This is a genomic window from Nocardia anocheti, assembly GCF_029675105.1.
GTDB lineage: Bacteria > Actinomycetota > Actinomycetes > Mycobacteriales > Mycobacteriaceae > Nocardia.
This window is the reverse complement of sequence record NZ_JAQQFV010000001.1, coordinates 790,101-815,765: the sequence shown is the minus strand read 5'-3', so window position 1 is coordinate 815,765 and position 25,665 is coordinate 790,101. Positions and strand designations below refer to the sequence as shown.

The following is a 25,665-nucleotide window of genomic DNA, read 5'->3' as shown; positions in this document are numbered from 1 at the left end:
AGCTATGTCAAGCGGAGGAGACCGATCCGCTATCCAGTACGTCCGTACCACAGCCCATTACGCGCTCTATCAGTGATGATGGACAAGATCCGGAGCGAAGTCTGCGAATCTGCGCTACATGCATTTCATGCATCAGTGCAAACAACCTGCTACCATCGCTGCATGGTGAGACAACGGAGCGCGGTGGTCCCGCCCGAGGTCAGCGCCACCCTGCGACTTGCTCGCAAGGAGCGCGAGATGTCGATGGACCGCGCCGCGAAAGCGGCACGCATCAGTACGAGTCTGTGGACCCAGATCGAGAACGGCACGCAATACAAGCGTGGGCAGAAGGTGCCCGCCAGCACTACGGCCGAGACACTGCAGGCCATGGCCGAGGCGGTCGGGGTCGACGCGAAGCCGCTGCTGGAACAGGTTGGGCTGGAGGCTGTTCCGGTCGAGCGTGGACGGTCACCCGAGGGCATCGTCGATCTGTCCGGGCTGTCCGAGGGCGATCTGCAGATCGTCGCGGCTTATGTGAACGGGCTGCGGGCGGCACGGAACAGCGAGTAGCCGGGGCCGAAACTGCGAAATGCCCCGCCGGCGCCGACGGGGCATTTCGTCACTCGTCGCTCAGGACGGGCAGTTGACCGTGTACTCCCACTGGGTGTCGTCCTGGCCGCTCACGCGGACTGTCACCGTGGTGGCGGACCCGGACGGGAGGGAGACGACCGCGGAGCCGGTGCCCTGGTTGATGTTGTCACCGATGTAGCCGGTGTCGAACACCTGCCCGCCCTCGTAGAAGACCTGGATTCGGTCGGGGATGTTCAGGGTCTCGTAGGACAGGACGAACGAGGTCGGCCCGGTGACGCCGAGCTGATGCGAGGTGGTCGTCACCCCTTCCCCGCCGGATTTCGTCGAGCTGTTGCACGGCTGCACAGTCTCCGAGGACCCACTGGAACTCCCACCGAGAATCCCACTACCCGTATCGAGCAGATCGCCGAGAATTCCACTACCGGTGTCGATCACACCACTGCCGGTACCACCACTCCCCGTGTCGGCACCGGCCAACCCAGGTAGGACGATCACCGACCACGCCGCCGCTGCCATCACGATTGCCGCTGTTCGTTTCAACGCTTCCTCCACACCACTTCTCGCACAAAGAATCATCAGGTGAAACGCGTTGGGCGACCATAGGATCCGTCACCCGGTCGTGCAGGTGAAGTTCTAGCACGCGCGCGGGTACGACTGGAGTCGCATCGAATTCGGATACCGAGATGTTCGGATGCCGACGTGTTGCCCGAATCTCTCGGCGCGAGTATTGACGTTCAGGCAATACTGATTGCACCACTATCGACCAGGCACAGCAATCTATTAGCTCACCAAACAAAGCACCGGTCGGTAGACCAAAATTCCGAGAACCCGACCACACTGCTATGTTTCAGCAAAGCACCAGCTCATCAATGGGTAATCTCACAGCGAATTCCTGTAACAGCGATGCCGCAGTGGCCGATCGGCGAGACTCGGCTGTAATCGTTCCGCTCGGCTCGAGCTCATTGTTCAAACGACTGCCGTGCGGGTAGATGGGGCGGCGGAAACAGCGAAATGCCCCGCCGGAGAGGCGGGGCATTCATTCACTATCGCTCGCTTGCTATCAGTCGGTCTCGGTGGCCGGGTCCTCTTCGCCGGCGGAGCCGGTCAGCAGGCCCTCGAGCAGGGCGGCCAGGCCGTCAGCGGAACCGGTGGTGGCCTCTTCCTCGGCGGGCTCGCCCGGCTTGGGGTCGGTGATGGCGCCTGCGGTGGTCTCGACTGGCGGATCGGTCGGGTCGGTCGCATCGTCGCCACCGGCCGAACCGGTCGCCAGGGCCTCGAGCAGGGCGGCCAGGCCGTCAGCGGAGCCGGTGCTCGGCTCCTCGACGGGCTCCTCCGGCTTGGGGTCGGTGATCGCGCCTGCGGTGGTCTCGACCGGCGGATCGGTCGGGTCGGTCGCATCGTCGCCACCGGCCGAACCGGTGACCAGGGCCTCGAGCAGGGCGGCCAGGCCGTCAGCGGAGCCGGTGGTGGCCTCTTCCTCGGCGGGCTCGCCCGGCTTGGGGTCGGTGATCGAGTACGCGGACGGGGCCGGGGCCTGCGGGGCGGCGTTGGCGATGCCGGTGCCGAACATGGCCAGACCCGTTGCCAGGACGATGCCGAGGCCGACGGTACGAATCTTCTTCATGAAGTGAAACCCCTTGGTAAGAACCATGATTGCCGACTGTTTGTCGGCCTGAATTTTTCTAACATGGGGGTTGTCTGCGTACCCAGCCGTATGTTTTGGGGGCATTCGCTGAGCGAAAGCTGGGTATTTGCGGGTAGATTGCGCGATGCCGGGTCCTGATCGAGGCTTTCAGATCGATACCCGCTTACGGCACCGTGCCGCCGATCGGGTGCTGGTGCCATATCGCTATCACCGCAGTGCACTCGAGGTATTCTGGTTAAGCGCAGGCGGTTCCGGGTGGGATGATCCCGCCGCGTCGGACAGGTGTAGGCGCCCAACACAGGTTAGTTCCCAGCTAACTACCGTTCTAGACCATGATTGATATCACGTCGGATAGCGGTAACGAATAGGCGACTCAATACGATTGGGCCATAACGCTATTACCGTCGAGTCAACGTGGGCTAGCCAGACACAACGTGTATTCCTCGGTGACATAGACGAATTCTGTGGTCGGGTACTTCGCGCACTGGAGCTCGCCGGCGGACAGAGAACCCTTGCTACCAGCGACTTTGGCGATGATCTTGCCCATCGCCGCGGGATCGGTACAGGAGATCTTCTCCACGTCGGGGTGGTCGTCGTCGACCTTGTTGCCGTTGCGGTTCACCACGCAGTCACCGATTGCCGCGCTGCTCGCCGAGCGCTCTTCGGCGCGTACGAGACCCACAGCCAGCAATGTCCCCAGCACGATGGGAATGAGGACACCGAGCATCCCCGCGCGGCGCAGCAACGGCTTTCCGGGGTTCAACGGCGGGCGCGGTGCACCGGGTATAGGCGGTGGGAGTTTGTTGATCCGCCGGGCAGCGCCGATGTTCTGCAACATGATGAACGGATTCACGATCACCGAAATCAGCCCGTACCAGCCCATCAGCGCGCTCTCGACCGTGAGATCGCGATAGGTGGCGATTCCGCAGTCGCGACAGTACGGGCCGGGCCGGGTGATGAACTGCATGACGATGACGGCACCGCGATGGGATCGGATCGGTGTGCGGATCGCGGGTGTTGCCCCGCAGATGCTGCAGTAGATCCCGTTGGCGGTACTGAAGTCGGCACGCGCCGACTGGAATTCCTGTGGCGCCGACACGGCGTCCCCCCGAACATTCGCAACTTACCGGGCCGAATGCGCCCGGGCGACAAGACACTAGAGCGATTTGCCGCAGCGCACAACAGGGCCGCACATCCGGCGATGTGCGGCCCTGTGGCTCCGTTCTCAGCGCAGGGTGGCGGTGAGGTGGGGGAAGCCCTTTTTGGGGTGGAGGATGGAGAGGTCCCAGCCGGTGTCTGCCTGGTCGGCGTAGATGTTGATCGACGACGGGAGGAAGATGGGCTTGCCGAATTTGACCGCGTACGTGGCCTTTTCGGGAACCCGACCCTCGACGGTGGCGAGGATGATGGCGGCCGACCACATGCCGTGGGCGATGGTCTGGGGGAAACCCATGGCCTTGGCGCCCAGCCCGGAGACGTGGATCGGGTTGCGGTCACCGGAGGCCGCGGCGTAGCGGTTGATGATCTTCTGATCCACGCGCTGCACGCGCAGCGGGGGCGGGGGGACCTCGTCGGCGGGGGGTGCCGACTTCGGACCGCCCGAGAGGGAGGTGCGCTGCTGGTGCAGCATGGTCGAGACCTGGCGCCAGACCAGTTCCCGGCCGACCCGGATCTCGGTCACCGCGTCGATCAGCAGGCCCTTCGGGTGTTCCCGGAGGTTCTCGATGTGCGCGGTGAAGTCGAGCGGCTCGGCGACGGAGATCTCGCGGGTGCGCTCGATGACGTTCTCGAGATGGACGGAGCCGACTGCGGTGAACGGGAAGTCCCGTGCCACAAGCAGTTCCATCATCAGCGGGAACGACAGGATGAACGGGTAGGTCAGCGGCAGGGTGTCGCTGAAGCGCAGACCGGTCGCGTGGCAGTAGGCGGCCAGGTGATCGGGATCGACCTGGAAGCCGTCGAGGACGACGCGGCGGTCGGGCAGGGTCGGCTTGCGACCCGAGAGCGGGCCCGGCAGCGGGACGGCGCCCAGCGCAGCCTTCGCGTAGAGCCCGCCGTTCTTCGGAACCTCGGCGAGGGTGATGGTCTGGGTCATCAGGCGCCGATCAGGCTCTGACCGCAGACGCGAACCACGTTGCCGCTCACCGCGTTCGACGCCGGGCTGGCGAAGTAGGCGATGGTCTCGGCGACGTCGACGGTCTGGCCGCCCTGCAGCAGCGAGCTCATCAGGCGACCGGCCTCGCGGGTGCCGACCGGGATGGCGGCGGTCATGGCGGTCTCGATGAAGCCGGGGGCCACGGCGTTGATGGTGATGCCCTTCGCGGCCAGCAGCGGGGCCTCGGCGTCGACCATGCCGATGACACCGGCCTTGGAGGCGCCGTAGTTGGTCTGGCCGCGGTTGCCCGCGATGCCCGCGATGGAGGACACGTCGATCACGCGGCCGCCTTCCTTGAGCACGCCCTTGGCGACCAGGCCGGAGGTGATGCGGTGCGGCGCAGCGAGATTGACGTTGATGACCGAGTTCCAGCGGCCCTCGTCCATGTTGGCGAGCAGCTTGTCGCGGGTGATACCGGCGTTGTGCACGACGATGTCGATGCCGCCGAAGCGCTCGGTGGCGAAGTCGGCCAGGCGCTCGGCGGCGTCGGGCGCGGTGACGTCGAGAGCCAGGGCGGTGGCGCCGACCTTGTTGGCGGTCTCGGACAGGGCCTCGCCGGCGGCGGGGATGTCGGCCACGATGACGGTGGCGCCGTCACGGGCGAAGACCTCGGCGATGGTGGCGCCGATGCCGCGGGCGGCACCGGTCACCACGGCGACCTTGCCCGCGAGGGGCTTGTCCCAGCTGGCGGGGGCGGTGGAGTCGTCCTTGCCGACCCGGATGACCTGGCCGTCGACGAAGGCCGACTTGCCCGAGAGCAGGAAGCGCAGGGTGGACTCGAGGCCGGTGGCCGCGGCGCCCGCCTCGGGGTGCACGTAGACCAGCTGGCCGGTGGCGCCGCGCAGCAGTTCCTTGGCGATCGAGCGGCTGAAGCCCTCGAGCGCGCGCTGGGCGATCTGCGCGTCGACCGAGCCGACGAGCTCGGGAGTGGTGCCGAGCACGACGACACGCCCCGAAGGTGCGAGGCTGCGCATCGCGGGCTGGAAGAATTCGAACAGCTGCGACAGACCCTCGATGGAGTCGATGCCGGTGGCGTCGAAGACCAGGGCGCCGTACTTGGTGCCCGAGTCGAGCGCATCGGCGACGGTGTAATCGGCGGCCAGCAGTGCGCGGACCGGCTCGGCGAGGCGACCCTTGCCGCCCAGCAGGACCGGACCCGGCAGGGCGGGCTCGCCCGCCTGGTATCGGCGCAGCTGAGCGGGCTGGGGCAGGCCCAGCTTGCTCGCCAGGAACGCGCCGGGGGCGGAGTGGATGAAGGATCCGTAGAGGTTGGGTGCGCCCTTGCTCTTGGCTGCCACTGTTCCTACCTTCTCTGTGCTCGACGTGTTGTATGACCGTGCTCGCCCAGTGTCCCCCGTGTGAATCACATTTGCGGGTACGGTGTCGACAAACGAACTTACTCCAGAGTAAGTTTAATGTAAACCGATACGCCCGGCGTACCCGGAACCGACGAGACCATGGAGAACTCGAGTGACAAGCAAAGCCCGCTCGGCGACGGCCAAGGCCAAGACCACCGCCAAGACCGCGAAGACCGCGCGTCCGGTCGCCATCGTTGGTGGTAACCGCATCCCGTTCGCTCGGTCCGACAAGGCCTACGCGAAGGCCTCCAACCAGGACATGTTCACCGCCACCCTGGACGGGCTGGTCAGCCGGTTCGGCCTGCAGGGCGAGCGCCTGGGCATGGTCGTCGGTGGCGCGGTGCTCAAGAAGGTCGGCGAGCACAGCCTGATCCGCGAGAGCGTGCTCGGCTCCAAGCTCTCGCCGTACACCCCCGCCCACGACCTGCAGCTCGCCTGTGGCACCGGGCTGCAGTCCATCGCGACCGTCGGTGACGCCATCGCGCTGGGCCGCATCGAGTCGGGCATCGGCGGCGGCACCGACACCACCTCCGACGCGCCGATCGGCGTCAGCGAGGACATGCGCGAGTGGATGCTCACCGCCAACCGCGCCAAGACCAACAAGGACCGGCTCAAGCTGGTCGGGCAGCTGCGCCCCTCGTTCCTCGGCATCGAGATCCCGCGCAATGCCGAGCCGCGCACCGGGCTGTCGATGGGTGAGCACGCCGCCATCACCGCCAAGGAGTTCGGCGTCGCCCGCGAGGCGCAGGACGAGCTGGCCTACCTCTCGCACAAGAACATGGCCGCCGCCTACGACCGGGGCTTCTTCGACGACCTGATCACCCCGTTCCTCGGCCTGACCCGCGACGACAACCTGCGTCCGGGCTCGACCGTGGAAAAGCTGGCCACCCTCAAGCCGGTGTTCGGCACCAAGCTGGGCGACGCCACCATGACCGCGGGTAACTCCACCCCGCTCACCGACGGCGCGTCGGCGGTGCTGCTGTCGAGCGAGGAGTGGGCCACCGAGCGCAACCTGCCGGTACTCGCGCACCTGGTGGACACCGAGGTCGCCTCGGTCGACTACATCCACGGCCCCGACGGCCTGCTGATGGCGCCCACCTACGCGGTGCCGCGCCTGCTGGCCCGCAACGGCCTGACCCTGCAGGACTTCGACTACTACGAGATCCACGAGGCCTTCGCCTCGGTGGTGCTGGCCACCCTGGCCGCGTGGGAGTCCGACGCCTACTGCAAGGAGCGCCTGGGCCTGGACGGCGCGCTGGGCTCGATCGACCGCAGCAAGCTCAACGTCAACGGCTCCTCGCTGGCCGCGGGCCACCCGTTCGCCGCCACCGGCGGCCGCATCGTCGCCTCGACCGCGAAGATGCTGGCGGAGAAGGGATCCGGCCGCGCGCTGGTCTCCATCTGCGCCGCGGGCGGCCAGGGCGTCGTGGCGATCATCGAGCGGTAGTCACCAGCGAAAGGCCGCGGCGGGTACTCCTGGGATAATCGGCAGTACCCGCCGTCGGCGTTCTCAGCAGGACTCGAACGACTGCTCCAGTTCGGCGCGACGCAACCGCAGCTCGCGCACTGCTCGATTTCTCGGCGAACCGCTGAATGGCAGACGCTCGAAATCAACTGTGGCAGATGCTCGTAGGGCAAGGCGCTGTGCGGAGACCGCAGCTCTGCGGGGCAGTCCGATCTCCGACGCGAAATCCAGCCAGTGTTTCACTCGCAGGTTCTTCGTTCGCCCTGCGATCGGCAGCGCCATCGATTCGTCACCATAGATCAGGGTGCACGGGATGTCGTAGATCGGTGCGATCTCCCAACGCCCGACTACGTCCCGCAACACCCCGATGTTCTTGCCGTGCAGGTCACCGTTGCCGGTGAGCCAGGCAAACAAGTACTGCAAGTACAGGTTTCGTACGGCTACCAGTGGCGCTCCAGCTATCCCCGCCACCGCCGCGACAACATCGACAGCGTCGATGTTGTACTTGGCCGATGGTGGTAGTCCCAGGACCTGGGTAGCGTCCTCGAACGCTAGTCGCTGCCACCCTTCATTTTCATAGGTGCGATCGAACCGGCGAACGAGGAGGCCGGGTCGGCCACCCCTGTCATTCACGAGATCCGCTTTCGCGACCGGGAGTTTCATCACCCGCGCGGCAGACAGGTGTGCCGCCTCGTTCTCGATCAGGTGCGGAAAGCCCGACTGCGACAACTTCAGGATGAATCGACCGAATCCAGCCGCGACCGGCGTGCTGATCATCGACGCACTCGCCTTGTTCTGCACGCCGGGAATTGCCTGCCGGTCGACATCGTCGATCAGCCGGTCGAAGTCCAAGTCTTCGGCCGAGGCACAATCGGCCAGCGCTGGGCCATCTGCAAGCTCTTCGCCCACAGGGATGACCTGAACGTCGCCTGGGACGTCCGAACCAACGGCGAGCAGCAGACTGAGTTCATCGTCAGCGCTGGTCTTCACAGCCCGGCGCAGAACCGTCAGACGGTGCCCTTCTGGGAGCAGACCGGCAAAGAACGGCGGCAGCGAGCCCGATTCATTCCTGACCACCGCGGTGCCGACCGGAAGGGTGGATGCCACCGGCTCACCGGCATAACCCGGTACGTAAGCGAACTCGGTCCCCCCGACACTTGTCCGGTTGATCGAGGCCGCTAGGCGGCCGGCCTTGTAGACATCGGCACTACCCACTCGCCGCAATGATTCCAGGTCCGTCATCGCGATACCCGCAACGTCAGCCCCACTGCCCCGGCGACAGCAGCCACCGTCCCGATGCCGGTCGAGCCGGCACCGTGCTCGATGTCGCGCACTGTCCGTGTGGAGGTGTTGGCGATCTCCGCGAGTTGTTCCTGGGTCAGCGCAAGTCTGCGACGCTCGGCACGAATGCAGGCGCCGATCTCCCTCAACAGCTCCACCGGCCTCCCATCATAGGCAGAATTCTGCCGAACTGCCCCGAACAAGGAGAAGATTACCTCGCAGGAAGAAATTTCAGCAAGATTCTGCCGATTGTTGACGCAAGTCAGAGAGCAACAGAACCCACAGGCAGATTCGGCAGAATTCTGCCGATTGTGCGACAGTCATACAGCGCTGCAGCACGGTGGACCATGGCCGCTGCCTACGAAGGCCGCCCAGGGCGTCGTGGCGATCATCGAGCGGTAGTCACACACAGCGAAAGGCCGCGGCGGCATCCGATTGTGGGTGCCGCCGCGGCCTTTTCGGGTCAGCTGTTGCAGAAGGGGATGGGGTGGGTGCCTGCGGTGCCGCCGCAGAGGATGACCTTCAGGAGGCCGATGGGGGCGTCGAGGAGGGCGGAACCGGTGCCACCGGAGCCGGATTCGGCGATGACGGTCGGGGTGGGGGCGGCCATGGCGGCGGGGGCGGCCGCGGCGATACCGGCGATGGCCGCGGTGGCGACCAGGAGACGGGCCAGACGACGATGCATGAGGGAGCCTTTCGGGGCTGAAGGTTTCGTAATGGGAGATCGGGGACTCAGGGCCGGTTCGGGCGGGTGGTCACCCGCCGTGCGTCCGGGTCAGCGGCACATCGGGTTGGGGTGCGGCTCGGCGGCGCCCCAGGGGCCACAGATGAGAAGTTTCGCGAGCCCGAGCGGGATGTCGATGAGGGCGGAACCGGTGTCCGCGGAGCCGGACTCGGCGATCACGGCGGGGGCGGCGGGAGCGGGGGCTGCGAGGGCGGGGGCGATGCCGCCCGCGGCGATGCCAGCGACGGCGGCGGACGCTACGAGGATTCGGGCCATACGACGGTGCATTGACTAGCCTTTCGAGAACTTTGCGGAGCTAACCAACACATCGGGTGACTCGAAGTTGTTGTTCCGCATAACTTTCGGGGGCTTGACTAGTGCGCGTCGATAGCGTCGGCGAGCAGCGGCCAGGAATTGTGCAGGTCCTGTTCCCAGTACTTCCAGGTGTGGGTGCCCGCGGGGCGGAAGACGGTCTGGGCGGGGATGTTCAGCTCGTGCAGGCGGGCCGCCAGACGCTGGGTGCACAGGTTGGTGGCGGCCTCGATGGCGCCGCCGAGCAGGATCTGATCGGTCAGGCCGATGATCTTGCCGGGACTGGCGCCGGGTGGGATCTGCTCGGCGATGCCGGGCAGGCCGGTGGCGCTGGAGAGGTAGATCGCCTTGCCGCGCAAGCCTTCCGCGTTCAGGTAGGCGTCGTTGGCGCGCCAGGCCGGGTCGCCGGGCGGGCCCCACATATTGGCGGGATCGGCACCGGCGCGGGCGAAGACCAAGTCGACGTAGGCGCGACCCATCGGGTCGGCGACCGAGGCGCAGCCGCTGTAGGCGCCGACGGCGCGGTAGCGATCCGGGGCGGCGATGGCCAGATTGAGGACCGCGGTGGCCGACATCGACAGTCCGGCAATGGCATTGACGCCGGTGGTGTTCAGAGTGGCATCGATGATCGGGGGCAGTTCCTCGGTGAGGAAGGTCTGCCATTGGTGGCGGCCGAGCTTCGGGTCGTCGCGCTGCCAGTCGGTGTAGTAGGAGAACTTGCCCGACGCGGGGGTCACCACATTGACGTTCTTGTCGGCGAAGAACTGCACGATATCGGTCTGGGTGTACCAGTTCGCGATGTCCTCGCCGCCGCCCGCGCCGTTGAGCAGGTACAGGGTGGGGCGGGGCTCGCTGGTGTCGTAGGGGGTGATGACCTGCAGCGGGATCACCCGGTCCATGGCGGCGGAGTACACGTGCAGCGTCTGCTGACGTTGACCGGGCCGTTCGATGTGGTCCAGGCGCGCGGTGTCGGCGCCCGCCGTTCCGGTCGACAACAGCAGCAGGGCCGCGGCGGCGGCCAGGGCACGGAGGAGCACGGCGGGGATTCCTTCACAGCGGGGGGATACGGCCGAGCCGCCGGGACGACAGCGCGAATCGTCCCGGCGGCCTGGTGCTACGCGATCAGCTACCGATCAGATTGCGCAGCACGTCGGAGAGGATGTCCGAGACCGAGCCGGTGGAGCTCAGCTGGCCATCCGAGGAGCCGAGGCCGTTGTCGCCCAGGCTGCCGATCACCGTCTCGCCGGGATTGGCCGCGCGCGCGGTGAAGCAGGCGGTGAGATTGGGCATCTCGTTGCCGACACCCACGGTGCCCGCGACGCCCACGCCACCGCTGGTGATCTGCTGGCCCGCCTTGACGCTGTCGGGCACCGGGTAGGTGATGGTGAGCGTGACCGGGTTGCCGGAATTGACGAACCAGCCGGTGGAGGTGACCTTCCAGCCGCCCGCATTGGGAACGGGGGTGACGTCCTCGGTGACCTGCCCGCCGATCGCGTGGTACGCGGTGATGGTGGTCTCGAGCGGGGCACCGAAGCCGGTCGGCGGGAAGTCGGTGATGGTGTTGACGTAGGGGTTGCCGATGCCGGTGGTGCCGACGATCACCTTGTAGGTGACGGTGGTGCCCACCCCGATCTGCTCGGCGCTGGCGACCTTGTCGTAGACGTGGGTGACGCCGACGGTGCTGGCGTCCTTCTTGGTCGCGTGGCTGCTGACCGCGCAGCTGCCCGCGGCGGTCGCGACGCCGGTGCCGAGGCCGACGCCGACACCGGCGACGACCAGCGCGGTGGTGGCGACGCCTGCGGCCAAGCGCGAAGTCCGGATCATGTTTTCCTCCAAAGCCCTGAATCGCCCCCTTCTGGCGACACCGTAGCGGCCGGACTGGACGGTTGTCCGGGAAAACAGGAACGTGTTCTCACTTTTGTGGAACATAATCGTTTTACAAACACAGCGGCGTTGTCGCAGGTAGCATGCCGAATTTTCGGCGGCGTCCGGATCTGGCCGAAAATTCGGCGACCGGCCGTCCGTCGTGGGACGGAGGGCCGGTCGCGCTCGTCGAGGTGCCTGGGCGGGCTACTTCTCCGGCAGCTCGTTGTGGCCGCCGAACGCCTTGCGCATGGCCGAGAGCATCTTGTCGGCGTAGAGCGCCTCCCCGCGCGAGGAGAAGCGCTGGAACAGCGCCGCCGAGAGCACCGGAACCGGGACCGCGGTGTCGATGGCCGCGTCGATGGTCCAGCGACCCTCGCCGGAATCGGACACCCGGCCGCTGAACGAGTCCAGGTTGGGGTCGGCGAACAGGGCGCCCGCGGTGAGGTCGAGCAGCCAGGACGCGACCACCGAGCCGCGCCGCCAGACCTCGGTGATCTCGGGGATGTCCAGGTCGTACTGGTAGTACTCGGGGTGCTCGAGCGGGGTCTCCTCGGCGGAGTGCTCGCCGTCACCGTGGGCGGCGCCCATGTTGGCGTGCTGGAGGATGTTGAGGCCCTCCGCGTAGGCCGACATCGCGCCGTACTCGATGCCGTTGTGCACCATCTTCACGAAGTGGCCCGCACCGGCCGGACCGCAGTGCAGCCAGCCCTGCTCGGACGGGGTCGGCTCGCCGGTGCGACCGGGCGTGCGCGGCGCGGCGTCGACACCGGGGGCGATCGAGCGGAACAGCGGCTCGAGGTAGCGCACCTGCTCGGCCTCGCCACCGATCATCAGACAGAAGCCGCGCTTCAGACCGAACACGCCACCGGAGGTCCCGATGTCGAGGTAGTGGATGCCCTTGGGCGCCAGCGCCTTCGCGCGCTTGATGTCCTCGTGGTAGCGGCTGTTGCCGCCGTCGATGATGATGTCGCCCGGCTCGAGCAGCTCGGCCAGCTCGTCGATCGCGGCGCCGGTCGCGCCCGCGGGGATCATCACCCAGACCACCCGGGGGGCGTCGAGCATGCCGACGAACTCCTTCAGGTCGGTGCTGCCCTGGAAGCTGTCGCCGAGTTCCTTCGAGAGTTCGTCGATGTGGCCCTGATGGCGCTCGTGACCCACCGCGGTGTTCCCGTCGGCCACGATGCGGCGCACGATATTGGCACCCATCCGGCCGAGGCCGATCATTCCCAGCTGCATCAGTTCTCCCTCGTTGTCCGGTCCGTGGTGGCGAGTCTCACCCCCGATTGTCGCGCGCGGGTGCCCGCCGCCGACTGGCGGCCGTCACCTACCGTCCGGAAATTCCTCCGAAACGGCTGTAACGCCCCCGATCGGGGCGCGATAAACAGATCGGCTCCGTGTAGTTGCCAGACCCCCGACCCGGCAACTACGCGGAGCCTTCGTACGTCCGCCCCCGATCGCCGGGCTGCCGAGAATGCCGACGCGCATTACCCTTGGCCGGGGCCCCGCAAACATCGGGAGCTGAACAATTCGACGGAAGGACCTCCGTGCCCACCGAGTCGACCGCCGGACGACCGGCCGACCGAAGGGGCGAGGTCGGACTACGCAAGTTGCTCGAAGCAAATCGCACTTTCGATGCCGACACCACCGCCCTGCCCACCCAGCCCCTCAGCACCGTCACCCGTGACCGCTGGTCGAACGCGCGGCCCCCGGCGGGCACGCAGCCCCCGGTCCAGCCGGGTGCCGACCAGCAGCAGCTGATCAAGCGGATCGGTCTCGCGGTGGGCGCGGTGCTGGCCGTCGGCACCGCGGCCTACCTGGCCGACCTGGCCTTCAGCGCCGGGGAGGTGCCGCGCGGCACCGTGGTGGCCGGGGTGGACGTCGGCGGGATGGACAAGGCCGAGGCCGACGCCCTGCTGCACGACCAGCTGGGCCCGCGCGCCGAGCAGCCGCTGGCGGTACGCATCGGTGACGTGCGGGCGAGCATGGTGCCCGCCACGGCGGGTCTGCAGGTGGACTGGGACGGCACCTGGGACGCGGTCGGCGACCAACCGCTCAATCCGGTGAGTCGACTCGTCTCGCTGTTCGGCAGCCGCGAGGTGGAGGTGGCCAGCACCGTCGACGCCGCCGCGCTCGACGAGCAGCTCGCACTGTTCCGCACCCACGACAACCCGACCGTCGAGGGCACGGTGCGCTTCGACAACGGCACGCCCGTCGCGGTCGCGCCGGTGCCCGGCCGGGTGCTCGACACCGAGGGCGCGCGCGCCGAGATCACCGCGCACTGGGCCGAGGGCGACGAGCTCGAACTGCCGGTGGTGGCGGCGCCGGTTGCGGTGCGGATCGAGGCCGTGCAGGCGGCCCTGGCGCAGATCGCGAATCCCGCCATCGCCGCGCCGATCGTGGTGTCCGGCAAGGACATCCGCGCCGAGCTCTCCCCCACCCAGATCGCCAGCGTGCTCAGCTTCGTGCCCGACGGCAACGGCGGCCTGGCCCCGAAGATCGACACCGACGCCGTGATCGCCGCGCTCGCACCGCAATTGGCGCCCTCGGAGATCGAACCCAAGGACGCCACCTTCACCGTCGGCGCGGGCAAGCCGACCGTGGTGCCCGCCGTGGTGGGCGAAAAGGTCGACTGGGTCAAGACTCTGGAGAAGCTGCCCGCGCTGCTGAGCCTGCACGGCGAGCGCACCGTGGCCGCTGACTACGAGCGCATCGAACCCAAGCTCACCACCGAGGCCGCCGAAGGTCTCGGCATCACCGAGATGGTCGGCGAGTTCACCACCGGTGGCTTCAGCGGACCGTCCGGGGTGAACATCCGCACCGTCGCCGCCAAGGTGGACGGCGCGGTGGTGAAGCCAGGAGATACCTTCTCGCTCAACGAGTTCACCGGCCCGCGCACCGCGGCCGAGGGCTATGTGGAGTCCGGGATCATCGACAAGGGCAGGCCGAGCACCGCGGTCGGCGGTGGCATCAGCCAGTTCGCCACCACCCTCTACAACGCCGCCTACTTCGCCGGGATGGAAGACGCCGGGCACACCGAGCACAGCTACTACATCTCGCGCTACCCCGCCGCCCGCGAGGCGACGGTCTTCGACGGCGCGATCGACCTGGCCTTCCGCAACACCTACCCGACCGGCGTCTACATCCAGACCGTGGCCACCGGCTCCGATATCACCGTGCGCCTGTGGGGCACGAAAACCGTTGACGTGGAGTCGATCACCGGCGAGAAGACCAAGCCGACCGAGCCCAACGAGATCACCCTGCCCAAGGGCAAGGACTGCATCGCGACCGAGGGCGCGCCGGGCTTCACCATCTCCGACACCCGGGTGATCACCGATCGCAAGACCGGTGCCCAGGTGTCGCGGCACACCCGCACGGTGAAGTACGACCCGATCCCGGTGGTCAAGTGCGAGTGAGGATTTCCTAGCAGCCGCAGTCGCATCCACAGTCGCAGTCGCCGCAGCACCCGTCGTCACCGCAGCAGCTGCAGCAGTCGCCGCACGCGCTGCCGCAGTCGCAGCAACTGCCGCAGTCGCAGCGCTTGACCCACGCCTCCTTGTGCTCACCGGTGCACGGGCTGGTGTGGTCGAAGCAGCAGGCCAGACCGGTGCAGTACAGGCCGAGGATCACCCCGCCCGCCTTGAACGATCCGGGGCGGGTGGGGCCGGGTCGCTGCGGTGCCTGGTGTGACGAATGCGGCTGGGCCGCGGCGGAAGTGCGGCAGGCGTGGCCCACCACGAGGCCCAGGCCGGTGCCGAGGCGGCGCAGCAGCGCGGTCAGTGGGTCGAGCAGGGCCCAGCGCACGGTGGGCAGCTGGTCGAGCTCGGCCTCGGCGGCGGTCCGGCGGATGATCCGCTCGCTCTCGCGCACGAGTTGGTAGGCGCGGGGCATGTCGGTGCCGGTGGCTTCGAGGGGGTTGAAGCGGCCGCGTGCGAGGTCGCGTTCGCGGTCCTCGATGGCGTCGGCGAGGTGGGCGATGCGACCGATGTGGCGGCCGATCTTCTCCAGGGCGGCAACGTTTTCCGGATGACCCGCCAGGGTGGCGGTGTGGCCGAAGAGGGTGGCCGCGCAGAGCTGGGTGGGGCCGGTGAGCTCGTCGAGGGTGACCTCGGCCCGCGGACCGGTCGCGGGTGCGCCGCCGCGATCGATCGACGCCGCCAGCGCCTCGAGGCGGGGCTGGTCGGCGATGGCGTGCAGCAGTGGGCGCGCGTCGAGGCCGATCCCGTCGGCCCGGCGCAGGGCGTGGGCGGTCCACGCGGTCGACATCGCGCGCAGGGGGCGGCGGGCGAGGGCGGCGGCGTCACCGTCGTCGATGTGGTCGCGAATCTTGGCCGCTCCCAACAGCAATGACGCCGTGGCGGCCAGCTGCACGCCCGGGGCGTTCGCGGAAACGACCGAGGCGCGGCGCATTCCACGCAGGGGGCAGGGCCCGGCCGTGGTGCGGGCATCGGCGCCGCCGGATTGCGCTTCGGTGAGCACGCTCAGCACGATGGCGTCGGTATTGGTGGCGGTACGGGCCAGCTGACCGTCACCGTCGCGCAGGCCGAGACACAGCCCGCACATGTGTGCCTGCCACTGCCCCGGATCGATGCCGTACTTCGCCGCGCCGTGCGCGCACGGCTTCAACATGCCGAACACTTCCCACCCCGTCTGCCGAGAAACTCCTAGCCGAGCACATTCGCAGGCCGACGGGACTCTCGCAAGCGCTAGTCGTTCTTCTTGCGACCGGCCAGACCGCGCCAGGCCAGATCGTCGAGCAGATCGACCGCCTCGGCCACCTCGATGCGGCCACCGGCGACCCGATCGGCGATGGCCTCGCCCGCGCCGATCACGGCGGCGGCCACGACCTCGAAATTGGTGCCGGGCTCGGCGTGCTTGGCGCTGGATTCCAGCAGCTTGGCGGTGAGCTCGATGACGCGCTCGCGGGCATTGTCGATCTCGGAGGCGAAAGCTTGCTGACCGATTGCCTGACGGTAGAGGACCTGCCAGGACTGACGGTTGCGGTCGACGAAATCGAGGAAGCCCTCGAGCGCGGTGCGGACCTGTTCGTGCGGGGTGAGTTGCGGGTTGCCCGCGGGCGCGACGGCCTCGATGAAGCGCAGGCCCTCGCGCTGGATGCAGGCACGGAACAGCTCGTCCTTGGAGCCGTAGTACAGGTAGAGCATGGGCTTGGAGATCTTGGCCTCGGCCGCGATGGCGTCCATCGAGGTGTCGTGGAAGCCCTTGCGCGCGAATACCTCGACCGCGGCGTCGAGCATCTGCTGCTCACGAACCGCACGGGGAAGTCGCTTCGTTCCGCCCGCCATCCACTACTCCTACCGCAGGGTGAACCTCTATCTTACTCCAAGGTAAGTTCACCCGTGCCCATTTGCCGCACAGTCGCCACGCCACTCAGCAGGGCAGTGGAGCGCCTTTGTAGCGCGCCATCCGCAGCACCGACGCGTCGACCTTGTCGGCGGGCAGTTTGCCACTCGCCACCGACTGTTCCAAACGGTCGAGCACCTGCGGCACCGCGCTGGTGCTGATCCACAGGGCATTGTCGGCACCGGCGACCAGCGCGGCCTCGACCGCTTCCTCGATCGAGAGGCGGGCGGTGATGGCGGCCATGCCACCCAGATCGTCGGTGAAGATCGGGCCGTCGAACGGGGCGGCGCCGTAACCGGTGCCCTCGCGCAGCAGCGACATGGCGGCCGGGCTGATGCTGGCGGGCACGCCCGGATCGGTCAGGCCGGGCACATCGAGATGGCCCACCATGACGGCGGCGCCGGAGCCGACCAGATCGCGGAACGGCACCAGGTCCTTGTTCTGCAATTCCGACAGCGGCGGGGTGGTGACCGCGCCGGTATGCGAATCGCCCGAGCCGGAACCGTGGCCGGGGAAGTGCTTGATGACCGAGCCGAGGCCGACCTCGTTGGACGCGCGGATGTACGCGTCGGCGAACTTGGTGACCACCGCGGGGTCGTCGCTGAAGGAACGGTCGCCGATCACGCTGTCGTCGGGCTGGCTGCTCACGTCGACGTCGGGGGCGAAGTTGACGGTGATGCCGAGGTCCTTGAGGGCCTTCGAGCGGGCCAGGGTGTCCTGGTAGTACTGCTCGGGCGTGTCGGTCTGGGCGATCTCCCTGGCCGAGGGGATCGCGCCGATGACCTTGGCCGCGCGCGAGACGCGACCGCCCTCCTCGTCGATGGTCACCATCAGCGGCACCTTGGCCAGCGCCTTCACCGCGTCGAGCTGGGACTTGTCCAGCAGGCTGGGATCGGTCCAGCTGCCGACGAAGATGCCGCCGACCTGCTCGCTGGTCACCACGTTGGTGGCGTCGTCGGAGCCGGTGATGCCGACGGTGAGCAGCTGGGCGAGCTTCTCGCGCTGGCTGAACTGGGCGAGGTAGTCCGCGCCGCAGTCCTTGGGGACCGGGGCCACCGGGCTCGCCTCGCCGGGGGCGGCCGAGGACGGGGCGCCGCTGCTCGCCGCGGGCGTCGTCTCGGACGACGATCCTCCCGAGCAGGCGGTGGCGACGGCGGCGAGGACTGCGAACACGACCACAGGCGATTTCCGCATGTGCTCCACGGTAGCCCGGCTTGCCCGCATCACATCGCAACAGGTTGAGAACAGCTTGCGATTACGCCGGCCGCGGCGGGGGTAACCTGGTGCCAAAGACGCTGGACCTGCGCAGGAGGTCGTCATGGCTTGCGATCGGATGCTCATCGCCTACGACGGTTCCGAACACGCCAAGCGGGCCATCGAGTACGCGGGCCGCTTCCTCAGCGCCGAGCGCGCGATCCTGCTCACCGCGTGGGAACCGATGGTGCGTCAGGCGGCCCGCATCTCCGGGCTGGCCGGGGTGATGCAGCCGGACTGGGTGCCCGACGAGGAACTCGAGGACATCGCCTACGTCGAGGCGCGCAAGGTGAATGCCGAGGGCGTGCACCTGGCGAAACTCGCGGGGATCGTCGCCGAGCCGCGCACCGCCGAGTGCACCACCACCATCTGGAACGCCATCGTGGACTGCGCCGACGAACTGGATGTGGACGTGATCGTGGCGGGGACGCGGGGTGCGAGCGGGTTGCGCGCGCTGCTGCACAGCAGTGTGGCCGAGGCGGTGCTCAAGCACGGGCATCGACCGGTGTTCCTGGTGCCGCCACCACCGCAGTGAGCTGGGTCGCTGTTCACGTCGGCGGGCGGCGTTAGGGTCGACAGACCATGAACCGATTCCTGCTCGCTCGACCCGACTCGGTGGTGCGCGCGTCGGGGGTGGTGGCGAGTTTCGCCGATCCCAGGGACGCGGTCGCGGCCTTGCGGAGGTGGCGGGCCACCGGCGATCCGGCGCGGCCCGGAGCAACCCAGATCGTCGGCGCGTTGCCCTTCGATCCGAGGGAGCCCGCGGCGCTCTGGCAGCCGGAGACCTTCGCCCACACGGCTGGGCCGTGGCGTCCTGCCGCTGTGCCGGAGTTGCCCGACGTCCAGGTTGTCGCCGAAATACCCAGTGCGGCTGAGCATGTGGCGCGGGTCGCGAAGCTCGTCGAGCAGCTCGGCGACCCGGACAACGCGCTGGCGAAGGTCGTCGCGGCGCGGACGGTGCTCGCCGAGGCGGCGGGCCCCTTGGATCCGGAAGTCGTCGCGGCGCATTTGATCACCGCGCATCCGCGAGCCGCCGTCTACGCCGTCGATCTGAGTGTGGCCGGGCGGACGGGCGAGACGCTGCTCGGCGCGACGCCCGAGGTGCTGGTCGAACGGCACGGCGATCGGGTGTCGTTGCATCCGCTGGCGGGCACGCTTCCCCGGCTCGCCGATCCGGCCGATGATGCCGAGCAGGCCCGAGAACTGTTGTCCAGCAGCAAGAACCGGGACGAGCACGGATACGTCGTGGAGTGGATCCGCCAGCAGCTGACGCCGGTGTGCGCCGAACTGCACATCCCGGACTCACCAGAACTGATGAGCACCGAGCAGGTGTGGCATCTGGCCACCCCCATCCACGGCGTGCTGCGTGATCCGTCGACCACCGCGCTCGAACTGGCGCTGCTGTTGCATCCGACACCCGCCGTCAACGGCACGCCCTTCGATGACGCGCTCGCCGCGATCACCGCCGACGAACGGCGCGGGTTCTACGGCGGCGCGGTGGGCTGGTGCGCGGCCGACGGCGACGGGGAGTGGCTGGTGGCGATCCGTGGCGGCGAGCTCTCGGCCGACCGGCGCGGCCTGCGGGCCAGCGCGGGCGGCGGGATCGTCGCGGACTCCGACCCGGCGGCCGAGCTGGCCGAGACCACGGCCAAACTCCGCACGCTGCTCGGCGCGCTGGATTGTCACCTGCCCGAAGACTGACCAACGGGCTCGCACCTGCTAGGTTGGCCGGAGGAAAGGCCCGACGTCGAGCGTATTGGAGTGCGCGATGAAGTTTGCTGTTCCGGCTGTTGCCAGCGCGGTCGGCGGCGCCCTGCTGAGCGCAATCGCCGTCTTCGCGATCACGGCAGCGGTGCAGCAGAACACGGCGCCCTCGATCGACCGCAGCGGTGACAAGGATTCCTCGCTGCTCAACGCCCCTGAATACGGCAGCCGCTGAGCCCGACGCCCGCGCGTCGCGCCCCGCTTCGGGGCAACTGAACAAGGCGCCACTGGGTTGGCGCTGGTTCGTCGGCTCGGTGGTAGCCGCCTTCGTACTGACCTTCGCGCAGGCGCCCGGCCTCACCGTCGCCGACACCAAATACGATCTCGCGCAGAACCCGCTCGGTTTCCTCGCGCGGGCCTCGCATCTGTGGAACAGCCAGGCCCCGATGGGCCAGGTCCAGAATCAGGCGTACGGCTACTTCTTCCCACACGGCACCTTCTTCTCCGCCGGTCATCTGCTGCACCTGCCCGCCTGGGTGACCCAGCGCGTCTGGTGGGCGTTGCTGCTGCTCGCGGGGTTCTGGGGCATCGTCAAGCTCTGCGAGACGCTCGGGATCGGCGCGCGCGGGTCACGGGTGATCGCCGGTATCGCCTTCGCGCTCTCACCACGGGTGCTCACCACGCTCGGCTCGATCTCCTCGGAGACGCTGCCGATGATGCTGGCGCCGTGGGTGCTGCTGGCGCCCGCCGCGCTGGGGGTGGCGGTGCGGGCGCGCACTCGCGGGCGCGACGACGACGCCCCCGTGCTCCGGCGCGGCGGCGCGCTCTCCCCTGCCGGTAGTGCGCTCGCGCTGGCGCTGATGGGGTCGGTGAACGCGGTCGCGACCGTGGCGGCGTTCCTGCCCGCCGCGCTGTGGTGGGCCTCGTATCGGCCGAACCGGGCGTGGTGGCAGTTCACGCGGGCCTGGATCCCGCTGCTGGTGCTGGCGACCTTCTGGTGGGTGGTGCCGCTGCTGCTGCTCGGGAAGGTGAGTCCGCCGTTCCTGGACTACATCGAGTCCTCGGGGGTGACCACGCAGTGGGCGTCGCTGAGCGAGGTGCTGCGCGGGACCGACAGCTGGACGCCGTTCGTCTCCCCGGAGCGCATCGCGGGTGCGGTGCTGGTGACCCAGCCCGCCGCCGTCCTGGCCACCGGGCTGCTCGCGGCGGCGGGCATGGCCGGGCTGGCGCGCAAGTCCATGCCCTATCGCGGGCGGATCGTGCTGATCCTGTGTGTGGGGCTGGCGGGGATCTGCGCGGGGTATGTCGGCACCATGGGCGGGCCGTTCGCCGAATCGGTGCGGGTCTTCCTGGACGCGGGCGGCGCGCCACTGCGCAATGTGCACAAGCTCGAGCCGCTGATCCGGCTGCCGCTGGTGCTGGGCCTGGCCCATCTGCTCGGCCGGGTGGCCCTGCCCGCTTCGGCGCCGCTGCGCCGCTGGGTGTCGGCGTTCGCCCATCCGGAGCGAGATCGGCTCGTCGCCGTGGCGGCGCTGATCCTGGCCGCGCTCACCCTGGCGACCTCGCTGGCCTGGACCGGCAGGCTCGCCCCGCGCGGCGCCTACGACGAGGTGCCGAAGTACTGGACCGACACCGCGCAGTGGCTGGCCGACCATGCCGCCGATACGCGCGCGCTGATCGTCCCCGGCGCGCCCTTCGGCAGCCAGATCTGGGGACTCACCCGCGACGAACCCCTCCAGGCTCTGGCCGAAACACCCTGGGCGGTCCGGGATTCGGTGCCGCTCAACCCACCTGGCACCATCCGCGCCATGGACTCCGTGCAGCGGCTCATCGCCGACGGACGGCCGTCCTCCGGGCTGGCGGCGACCCTGGCCGACCAGGGCATCGGCGTGCTGGTGCTGCGCAACGACCTCGACCCCGAGACCTCGCGCTCCACCCGACCGATGCTGGCGCACGCCACGATCGAGGGCTCGCCGGGGCTGACGAAGGTGGCTGAGTTCGGCGCGCCCATCGGCCCGCGCGCCGCCGACGAGGGCCTGGTGGTCGACAACGATCTTCTGCCGCCCTATCCCGCGATCGAGATCTACCGCGTCGAGGTGCCGGGCCCGGGCACCCCGGTCGAGGTGCGCAGCGGCACCGGCGCGCCGCCCGCGTTCCCCGGCGCCTACACCGTGCCGCTCGACTCGGTGCCGGTGGTCAAGGGTGGACCCGAGGTACTCGAGCGGGTCCGTCGCGATGACGAAAACCCCACCGCACCCGTACTTCTCGACGCCGACGCCCGCCGCGCCGGACTCCCGCCGCGCCCGGTTCTGCTGACCGATACGCCGATGGACCGTGAGTCCGATTTCGGCCGGGTCGACAATCACAACTCCGCGGTCCGCGCCGCCGACGACGCGCGGCGCACCCACAACCTGGTGCCGGACTATCCCGTCGATGGCGCCGGTTTGGTGCAGGGTGAATGGTCGGGCGCGAAGGTGACCGCGTCGAGCTCGGCCGCCGACGCCACCCAGATCGGCGGCGCCGCACCGGGAAGTTCCACCGCTGCGGCCGTCGATGGCGATCCGAGTACCGCCTGGATCAGCAATGGGTCCGAACCCGCTCTCGGACAATGGATTCGGCTCGATCTGGACAAGCCGATCACCTCCGGCTCGCTGCGCTTCACCACGACGGCGGCGGCGCTGGGCGATCCGGTGAAGTGGGTCGAGGTGCGCACGCCGCGCGGCACCGTCTCGGCGCGGATCACCGAACCCGGTGAGCCGGTGGCGGTTCCGCTGCCCGCCGGGTCCACCGAGTGGGTGATGATCACCGCCGCGCGCACCGAAACGGGTACCGCCGGTGGACAGTTCGGCATCAGCGAACTGACCCTCGACGACTACACCAATCGCGAGGCGCCGGTGCGGGTGGACGTCCGGCACCGGATCGTGCTGCCCGACGTCCCCGCCGGAACGGTACCCAGCGGCTGGGACCTCGGACAGGAGTTCCCCGGGCGCAGCAACTGTTTCGACGGCCCCGGACGCGTGCACTGCAGCAAGGGTCTCGGCCTGCCCGCCGAGGAACCGGGCGTGTTCAACCGCACCCTGGCGGTGCCGGAACCGCTGACCGTCGGCACCGATCTGACCGTGCGCACCCGACCCGGACCCGCACTCGAGGCGCTGCTCACCGATCCCACCCGACCGGTCGCCCGGGGCAAGGCCGATGTGGCCGATCTGCGCGGCGCCGCCTTCGCCGCCACCGACGGCGACCCGAAGACCACCTGGACCGCACCGGAATCCACCGTGCGCGAACCGCTCGGCGGCAAACCGACACTGGTACTGGAGCTTCCGGAGCCCGCCGAAGTCACCGGACTCGACATCACCACCGCCCTCGGCGGCCTGCCCGCCACCGCCACCAGCGTGGTGGTCAACCTCGGCAACGGGCCGCAGGTGCGCGAACTGCCCGACCGCGAACACGGTGAGCCCGCGCGGATCTCGCTGTATCCCACGGTCACCGATCGGGTGGAGATCAGCATCCGGTCCTGGCGCGAGGTGCTCGACCGCACGGCGCTGGGCTTCGTGCTCACCCAGCCGCCCGGATTGGCCGAGGTCGAGGTGCTCGGACCCGATTATCCCGCTCCGGCGCCCGGTGATCGGCTGGTCACCATCGGCTGCGAGGCGGGTCCGGTGATCGCGGTCGGCGGGCGCGCCGTCCACACGACGATCACCGCGACCGCCGACGAGTTCCGTTCCGGTGCACCGGTTTCCGCTCGCCCGTGCGAGGAGGATGCCGCCGATATCGAGCTGCTGCCGGGGCATCCGGACCTCACCGTCGTGCCGACCGAACTCTTCACGGTCGACCGTCTGCGCCTGCACCGCACCGACCCGTACCCGGGTGGGCCCGCCGTTGTCGACCAGGACGGGGCGGGTTCACCGATTCCCGCCGACGGCCGAGACACCGCACCGGACAGCCCCTCTCTCGGCCCCGATGGCACGCCGAGCGATCCCGGCTCCGACTTCCCCGGCGACACGGTCGAGAAGGCTCCTGGTGGTGATTCCTCCGGCACCCGGCTGTTGGTGCTGCCGCTCAGTACCAATGTGGGCTGGGAGGCGCGGTCCGCATCGGGGGTCGAGCTGGCGCCGGTGGTCGTCGACGGGTGGCAGCAGGGTTGGCTGATTCCAGAAGGGACCAGCGGAGAGATCACCGTCTCGTTCCCGGCCGACCGGTGGTATCGCCTGTCGATCTTCGGTGGCCTGTTGCTGTTGATTCCCCTTGCGCTGCTGGCGATTCCGCGTCGACGTCCGCTACCCGACCCGGGTCCCGCGCCGACCACCTGGGGTGTGCGCTGGGTGGGCGCGGTCGGACTCACCGGTGCGATCGCGGTCATCAGCGGGCCGATCGGTGCGGCGTTCACGGTGATCGGGTTGGCGTGTAGTCGTTTCCGGCCTCGGATGACCGCCGAGGCGCTGCCGTGGATCGCGGGCGTGGGCACGCTGATCTCGGCGGCGGCGTTGTCGACGGGGACCTGGCGCTCCGGGACGCCGTATATGGGCGGGTCCATCTGGGCGCAGGCACCGGCGGTCCTGGCCGTCATCGCGGTCGGCCTCGCCGCACTCCCCCGCCGCCGCGACTGACAGCGGTCGAGCGAGCGCATCGGGATTCGGCCATAGCTCGACCCCGCTGATTGGCGTTGATACGGGCGCTGTCGACGTCCGCGGCCCCGATCAGTGCGTCGACGCCGGGGCCGGAGCCGACTCGCGGGCGGCGCGGCGGGCGGCCTTGGCTTCGGCGGCGCGCTTGTCGACGCGGCGGGCCCACAGGCGGGCCGGTTCCTCGATGAGGGCGTAGCTCGCGGCGGCCAGGGGGAGGGTGCCCAGGATGGTCAGCGTGAGGACGAAGGTCAGGTGGCCGTTGAAGGGGAGGATGGCGAAGACGGGGAAGACCATGGTGAGCACCACCAGGTGCCACAGGAAGATGCCGTAGGACCAGCGTCCGAGCACGGCGGCGGGCTTCGACTCCAGCCAGCGATGCGGCTTCGCCTCGACCGGTCGCAGTACCAGCGGGGCGAGCAGGCCGAAGCCCAGGATCATCCCGAGCAGCATCTTCACCGCGTACTGCCACGGTTGCGCGCGTTCGAGACCGGCGGGGCCACCGTATTCGGTCGCCGAGATCAGGAACGCCACCAGCGCGATCGCCCACATGAGCCGCTGGTCGGACAGCACCCGACCCCACCGCGACGCGGGCGCGACCAGATGGATCAGCTCCGCGAGCACCATGCCCGCGCCGAACCAGGGCAGATAGCCGGGCAGCCAGTTGTCGGCGTGGATGGCGTCGGGGGTGGGCACCGGCCAGAAGTTCCAGGTGAGGCTCACCGCGATCAGCACGCCGAGCACCGGCACCCGCCAGCGCGCCGCGCGGCCGCGCAACCGCACCACCGTCCAGGCCAGCACCGGCAGCACCAGGTAGAAGGCCACCTCCACCGACAGGCTCCACATCTGGGTGAGGCCGTCGGTGAGCGTCAGCGGGACGAACACCTGCAGCAGGAACAAGTTGGACACCCACACCCGCAGATTCGCCGACTGCGCCGCGCTCGGCAGCAGGACCAGCACGAACACCACCACGACCCAGTAGGCGGGCATGATCCGCGCGAAGCGGTGCAGCAGGTAGCGCGCGGTGCTCGGGGCGGTGCCGTAGCCGTGCGCGCGGGCCGCGTGCGGACGCCACAGCAGGAAACCGGACAGCGCGAAGAACACCGCGACCGCCATGTCGAAGCGTTCCAGGATCGGGCCGAGCACCCGGATGTGGCCGCTGCCGGTCTGGAAGGCCACGTGGGTGAGCAGCACACCGAGTGCCGCCATCCCGCGCATTCCCTCCAGAGCGGGAATGAAGGCGCGCGGCGGCGGAACGGGGGCGGTGGCGATCGTCATCGGGGTCCAGTCTGCCGTGTCGGCGATTTCCCGGGCGAGCGTGTCGGCGATTTACCGGGCGCAGGGCCCA

At 68.8% G+C, this 25,665-nt stretch carries 23 protein-coding genes; 7 read left to right on the top strand and 16 right to left on the bottom strand.

Features of this window, described 5'->3' with window-relative positions:
- Nucleotides 1–162 precede the first annotated feature (162 nt).
- On the top strand, nucleotides 163–549 hold the full coding sequence (locus QC180_RS03910; RefSeq protein ID WP_278261148.1) for a helix-turn-helix domain-containing protein: 387 nt from the start codon (nucleotides 163–165) through the stop codon (nucleotides 547–549).
- 60 nt (nucleotides 550–609) lie between these two features.
- Here the strand turns inward: QC180_RS03910 and QC180_RS03905 are convergent, their stop codons facing one another.
- The 5 genes from QC180_RS03905 to QC180_RS03885 all read right to left on the bottom strand — a co-directional run bounded on the left by QC180_RS03905 (nucleotide 610) and on the right by QC180_RS03885 (nucleotide 5,668).
- Nucleotides 610–873, bottom strand: coding sequence for a hypothetical protein (locus tag QC180_RS03905; protein ID WP_278261147.1), 264 nt, complete (start codon nucleotides 871–873; stop codon nucleotides 610–612).
- 757 nt (nucleotides 874–1,630) lie between these two features.
- Nucleotides 1,631–2,194 carry a hypothetical protein gene (locus QC180_RS03900; RefSeq protein ID WP_278261146.1) on the bottom strand — a complete coding sequence of 188 codons (564 nt, stop codon included), beginning with the start codon at nucleotides 2,192–2,194 and terminating at the stop codon, nucleotides 1,631–1,633.
- A gap of 430 nt (nucleotides 2,195–2,624) precedes the next feature.
- The gene (locus tag QC180_RS03895) at nucleotides 2,625–3,314 is read right to left on the bottom strand and encodes an LppU/SCO3897 family protein (protein WP_278261145.1); all 690 of its coding nucleotides are present in this window, start codon (nucleotides 3,312–3,314) and stop codon (nucleotides 2,625–2,627) included.
- Nucleotides 3,315–3,440: 126 nt separating this feature from the next.
- Nucleotides 3,441–4,310, bottom strand: coding sequence for a MaoC family dehydratase (locus QC180_RS03890; protein WP_278261144.1), 870 nt, complete (start codon nucleotides 4,308–4,310; stop codon nucleotides 3,441–3,443).
- Nucleotides 4,310–5,668 carry a 3-oxoacyl-ACP reductase gene (locus QC180_RS03885; RefSeq protein WP_278261143.1) on the bottom strand — a complete coding sequence of 453 codons (1,359 nt, stop codon included), beginning with the start codon at nucleotides 5,666–5,668 and terminating at the stop codon, nucleotides 4,310–4,312. Before QC180_RS03885 ends, QC180_RS03890 begins: the two co-directional genes overlap by 1 nt.
- Before the next feature lie 172 nt (nucleotides 5,669–5,840).
- Between QC180_RS03885 and QC180_RS03880 the strand changes: the two genes are divergently transcribed.
- Nucleotides 5,841–7,175, top strand: coding sequence for an acetyl-CoA C-acetyltransferase (locus QC180_RS03880; protein ID WP_278261142.1), 1,335 nt, complete (start codon nucleotides 5,841–5,843; stop codon nucleotides 7,173–7,175).
- A 63-nt stretch (nucleotides 7,176–7,238) separates the two neighbouring features.
- On the opposite strand, the gene QC180_RS03875 is transcribed toward QC180_RS03880, so the two are convergent.
- The 7 genes from QC180_RS03875 to gnd form a co-directional block, all read right to left on the bottom strand.
- Nucleotides 7,239–8,435: a type II toxin-antitoxin system HipA family toxin gene (locus tag QC180_RS03875; protein WP_278261141.1), complete on the bottom strand. Its 1,197-nt coding sequence runs from the start codon at nucleotides 8,433–8,435 to the stop codon at nucleotides 7,239–7,241.
- Complete coding sequence (locus tag QC180_RS03870) at nucleotides 8,432–8,632, bottom strand: helix-turn-helix domain-containing protein (RefSeq protein ID WP_278261140.1); 201 nt, start codon at nucleotides 8,630–8,632, stop codon at nucleotides 8,432–8,434. The genes QC180_RS03875 and QC180_RS03870 overlap by 4 nt, the downstream gene beginning before the upstream one ends.
- A gap of 305 nt (nucleotides 8,633–8,937) precedes the next feature.
- On the bottom strand, nucleotides 8,938–9,159 hold the full coding sequence (locus tag QC180_RS03865) for a hypothetical protein (protein ID WP_278261139.1): 222 nt from the start codon (nucleotides 9,157–9,159) through the stop codon (nucleotides 8,938–8,940).
- A gap of 90 nt (nucleotides 9,160–9,249) precedes the next feature.
- Nucleotides 9,250–9,486 (bottom strand): hypothetical protein, encoded by a 237-nt coding sequence (locus QC180_RS03860; RefSeq protein WP_278261138.1) that lies wholly within the window; start codon nucleotides 9,484–9,486, stop codon nucleotides 9,250–9,252.
- A gap of 86 nt (nucleotides 9,487–9,572) precedes the next feature.
- Complete coding sequence (locus QC180_RS03855; RefSeq protein ID WP_278261137.1) at nucleotides 9,573–10,547, bottom strand: alpha/beta hydrolase; 975 nt, start codon at nucleotides 10,545–10,547, stop codon at nucleotides 9,573–9,575.
- Between the two features lie 85 nt (nucleotides 10,548–10,632).
- Entirely contained in the window at nucleotides 10,633–11,334 is a 702-nt protein-coding gene (locus tag QC180_RS03850) for a hypothetical protein (protein ID WP_278261136.1), read from the bottom strand.
- Nucleotides 11,335–11,580: 246 nt separating this feature from the next.
- On the bottom strand, nucleotides 11,581–12,612 hold the full coding sequence (gene gnd, locus QC180_RS03845; RefSeq protein WP_278261135.1) for a phosphogluconate dehydrogenase (NAD(+)-dependent, decarboxylating): 1,032 nt from the start codon (nucleotides 12,610–12,612) through the stop codon (nucleotides 11,581–11,583).
- Nucleotides 12,613–12,920: 308 nt separating this feature from the next.
- Here gnd and QC180_RS03840 point away from each other — a divergent pair, with 308 nt between their 5' ends.
- Nucleotides 12,921–14,789, top strand: a complete 1,869-nt coding sequence (locus QC180_RS03840) for a VanW family protein (RefSeq protein WP_278261134.1) — start codon at nucleotides 12,921–12,923, stop codon at nucleotides 14,787–14,789.
- Between the two features lie 7 nt (nucleotides 14,790–14,796).
- Here the strand turns inward: QC180_RS03840 and QC180_RS03835 are convergent, their stop codons facing one another.
- The 3 genes from QC180_RS03835 to QC180_RS03825 all read right to left on the bottom strand — a co-directional run bounded on the left by QC180_RS03835 (nucleotide 14,797) and on the right by QC180_RS03825 (nucleotide 17,931).
- Entirely contained in the window at nucleotides 14,797–16,002 is a 1,206-nt protein-coding gene (locus tag QC180_RS03835; protein WP_278261133.1) for a DUF5685 family protein, read from the bottom strand.
- Between the two features lie 77 nt (nucleotides 16,003–16,079).
- Complete coding sequence (locus QC180_RS03830; RefSeq protein WP_278261132.1) at nucleotides 16,080–16,679, bottom strand: TetR/AcrR family transcriptional regulator; 600 nt, start codon at nucleotides 16,677–16,679, stop codon at nucleotides 16,080–16,082.
- Nucleotides 16,680–16,764: 85 nt separating this feature from the next.
- Complete coding sequence (locus QC180_RS03825; RefSeq protein WP_278261131.1) at nucleotides 16,765–17,931, bottom strand: glycoside hydrolase family 3 N-terminal domain-containing protein; 1,167 nt, start codon at nucleotides 17,929–17,931, stop codon at nucleotides 16,765–16,767.
- 124 nt (nucleotides 17,932–18,055) lie between these two features.
- Here QC180_RS03825 and QC180_RS03820 point away from each other — a divergent pair, with 124 nt between their 5' ends.
- From QC180_RS03820 to QC180_RS03805, 4 genes are all read left to right on the top strand, one after another.
- On the top strand, nucleotides 18,056–18,526 hold the full coding sequence (locus QC180_RS03820) for a universal stress protein (protein WP_278261130.1): 471 nt from the start codon (nucleotides 18,056–18,058) through the stop codon (nucleotides 18,524–18,526).
- A 47-nt stretch (nucleotides 18,527–18,573) separates the two neighbouring features.
- Nucleotides 18,574–19,692: an isochorismate synthase gene (locus QC180_RS03815; protein ID WP_278261129.1), complete on the top strand. Its 1,119-nt coding sequence runs from the start codon at nucleotides 18,574–18,576 to the stop codon at nucleotides 19,690–19,692.
- A 67-nt stretch (nucleotides 19,693–19,759) separates the two neighbouring features.
- On the top strand, nucleotides 19,760–19,930 hold the full coding sequence (locus tag QC180_RS03810; RefSeq protein ID WP_022566695.1) for a DUF2613 domain-containing protein: 171 nt from the start codon (nucleotides 19,760–19,762) through the stop codon (nucleotides 19,928–19,930).
- 79 nt (nucleotides 19,931–20,009) lie between these two features.
- Nucleotides 20,010–24,302 carry an alpha-(1->3)-arabinofuranosyltransferase gene (locus tag QC180_RS03805; RefSeq protein ID WP_278261128.1) on the top strand — a complete coding sequence of 1,431 codons (4,293 nt, stop codon included), beginning with the start codon at nucleotides 20,010–20,012 and terminating at the stop codon, nucleotides 24,300–24,302.
- Between the two features lie 90 nt (nucleotides 24,303–24,392).
- Here QC180_RS03805 and QC180_RS03800 read toward each other — a convergent pair whose 3' ends face one another.
- The gene (locus QC180_RS03800) at nucleotides 24,393–25,595 is read right to left on the bottom strand and encodes an acyltransferase family protein (RefSeq protein ID WP_278261127.1); all 1,203 of its coding nucleotides are present in this window, start codon (nucleotides 25,593–25,595) and stop codon (nucleotides 24,393–24,395) included.
- Nucleotides 25,596–25,665: the final 70 nt, after the last annotated feature.

Bases quoted from the DNA above. Each gene is read 5' to 3' on its own strand.
- QC180_RS03910 (WP_278261148.1), top strand. From the start codon at position 163: ATGGTGAGACAACGGAGCGCGGTGGTCCCGCCCGAGGTCAGCGCCACC.
- QC180_RS03900 (WP_278261146.1), bottom strand. From the start codon at position 2,194: ATGAAGAAGATTCGTACCGTCGGCCTCGGCATCGTCCTGGCAACGGGT.
- QC180_RS03890 (WP_278261144.1), bottom strand. From the start codon at position 4,310: ATGACCCAGACCATCACCCTCGCCGAGGTTCCGAAGAACGGCGGGCTC.
- QC180_RS03875 (WP_278261141.1), bottom strand. From the start codon at position 8,435: ATGACGGACCTGGAATCATTGCGGCGAGTGGGTAGTGCCGATGTCTAC.
- QC180_RS03865 (WP_278261139.1), bottom strand. From the start codon at position 9,159: ATGCATCGTCGTCTGGCCCGTCTCCTGGTCGCCACCGCGGCCATCGCC.
- QC180_RS03860 (WP_278261138.1), bottom strand. From the start codon at position 9,486: ATGCACCGTCGTATGGCCCGAATCCTCGTAGCGTCCGCCGCCGTCGCT.
- QC180_RS03850 (WP_278261136.1), bottom strand. From the start codon at position 11,334: ATGATCCGGACTTCGCGCTTGGCCGCAGGCGTCGCCACCACCGCGCTG.
- gnd (WP_278261135.1), bottom strand. From the start codon at position 12,612: ATGCAGCTGGGAATGATCGGCCTCGGCCGGATGGGTGCCAATATCGTG.
- QC180_RS03835 (WP_278261133.1), bottom strand. From the start codon at position 16,002: ATGTTGAAGCCGTGCGCGCACGGCGCGGCGAAGTACGGCATCGATCCG.
- QC180_RS03830 (WP_278261132.1), bottom strand. From the start codon at position 16,679: ATGGCGGGCGGAACGAAGCGACTTCCCCGTGCGGTTCGTGAGCAGCAG.
- QC180_RS03825 (WP_278261131.1), bottom strand. From the start codon at position 17,931: ATGCGGAAATCGCCTGTGGTCGTGTTCGCAGTCCTCGCCGCCGTCGCC.
- QC180_RS03820 (WP_278261130.1), top strand. From the start codon at position 18,056: ATGGCTTGCGATCGGATGCTCATCGCCTACGACGGTTCCGAACACGCC.
- QC180_RS03815 (WP_278261129.1), top strand. From the start codon at position 18,574: ATGAACCGATTCCTGCTCGCTCGACCCGACTCGGTGGTGCGCGCGTCG.
- QC180_RS03810 (WP_022566695.1), top strand. From the start codon at position 19,760: ATGAAGTTTGCTGTTCCGGCTGTTGCCAGCGCGGTCGGCGGCGCCCTG.
- QC180_RS03800 (WP_278261127.1), bottom strand. From the start codon at position 25,595: ATGACGATCGCCACCGCCCCCGTTCCGCCGCCGCGCGCCTTCATTCCC.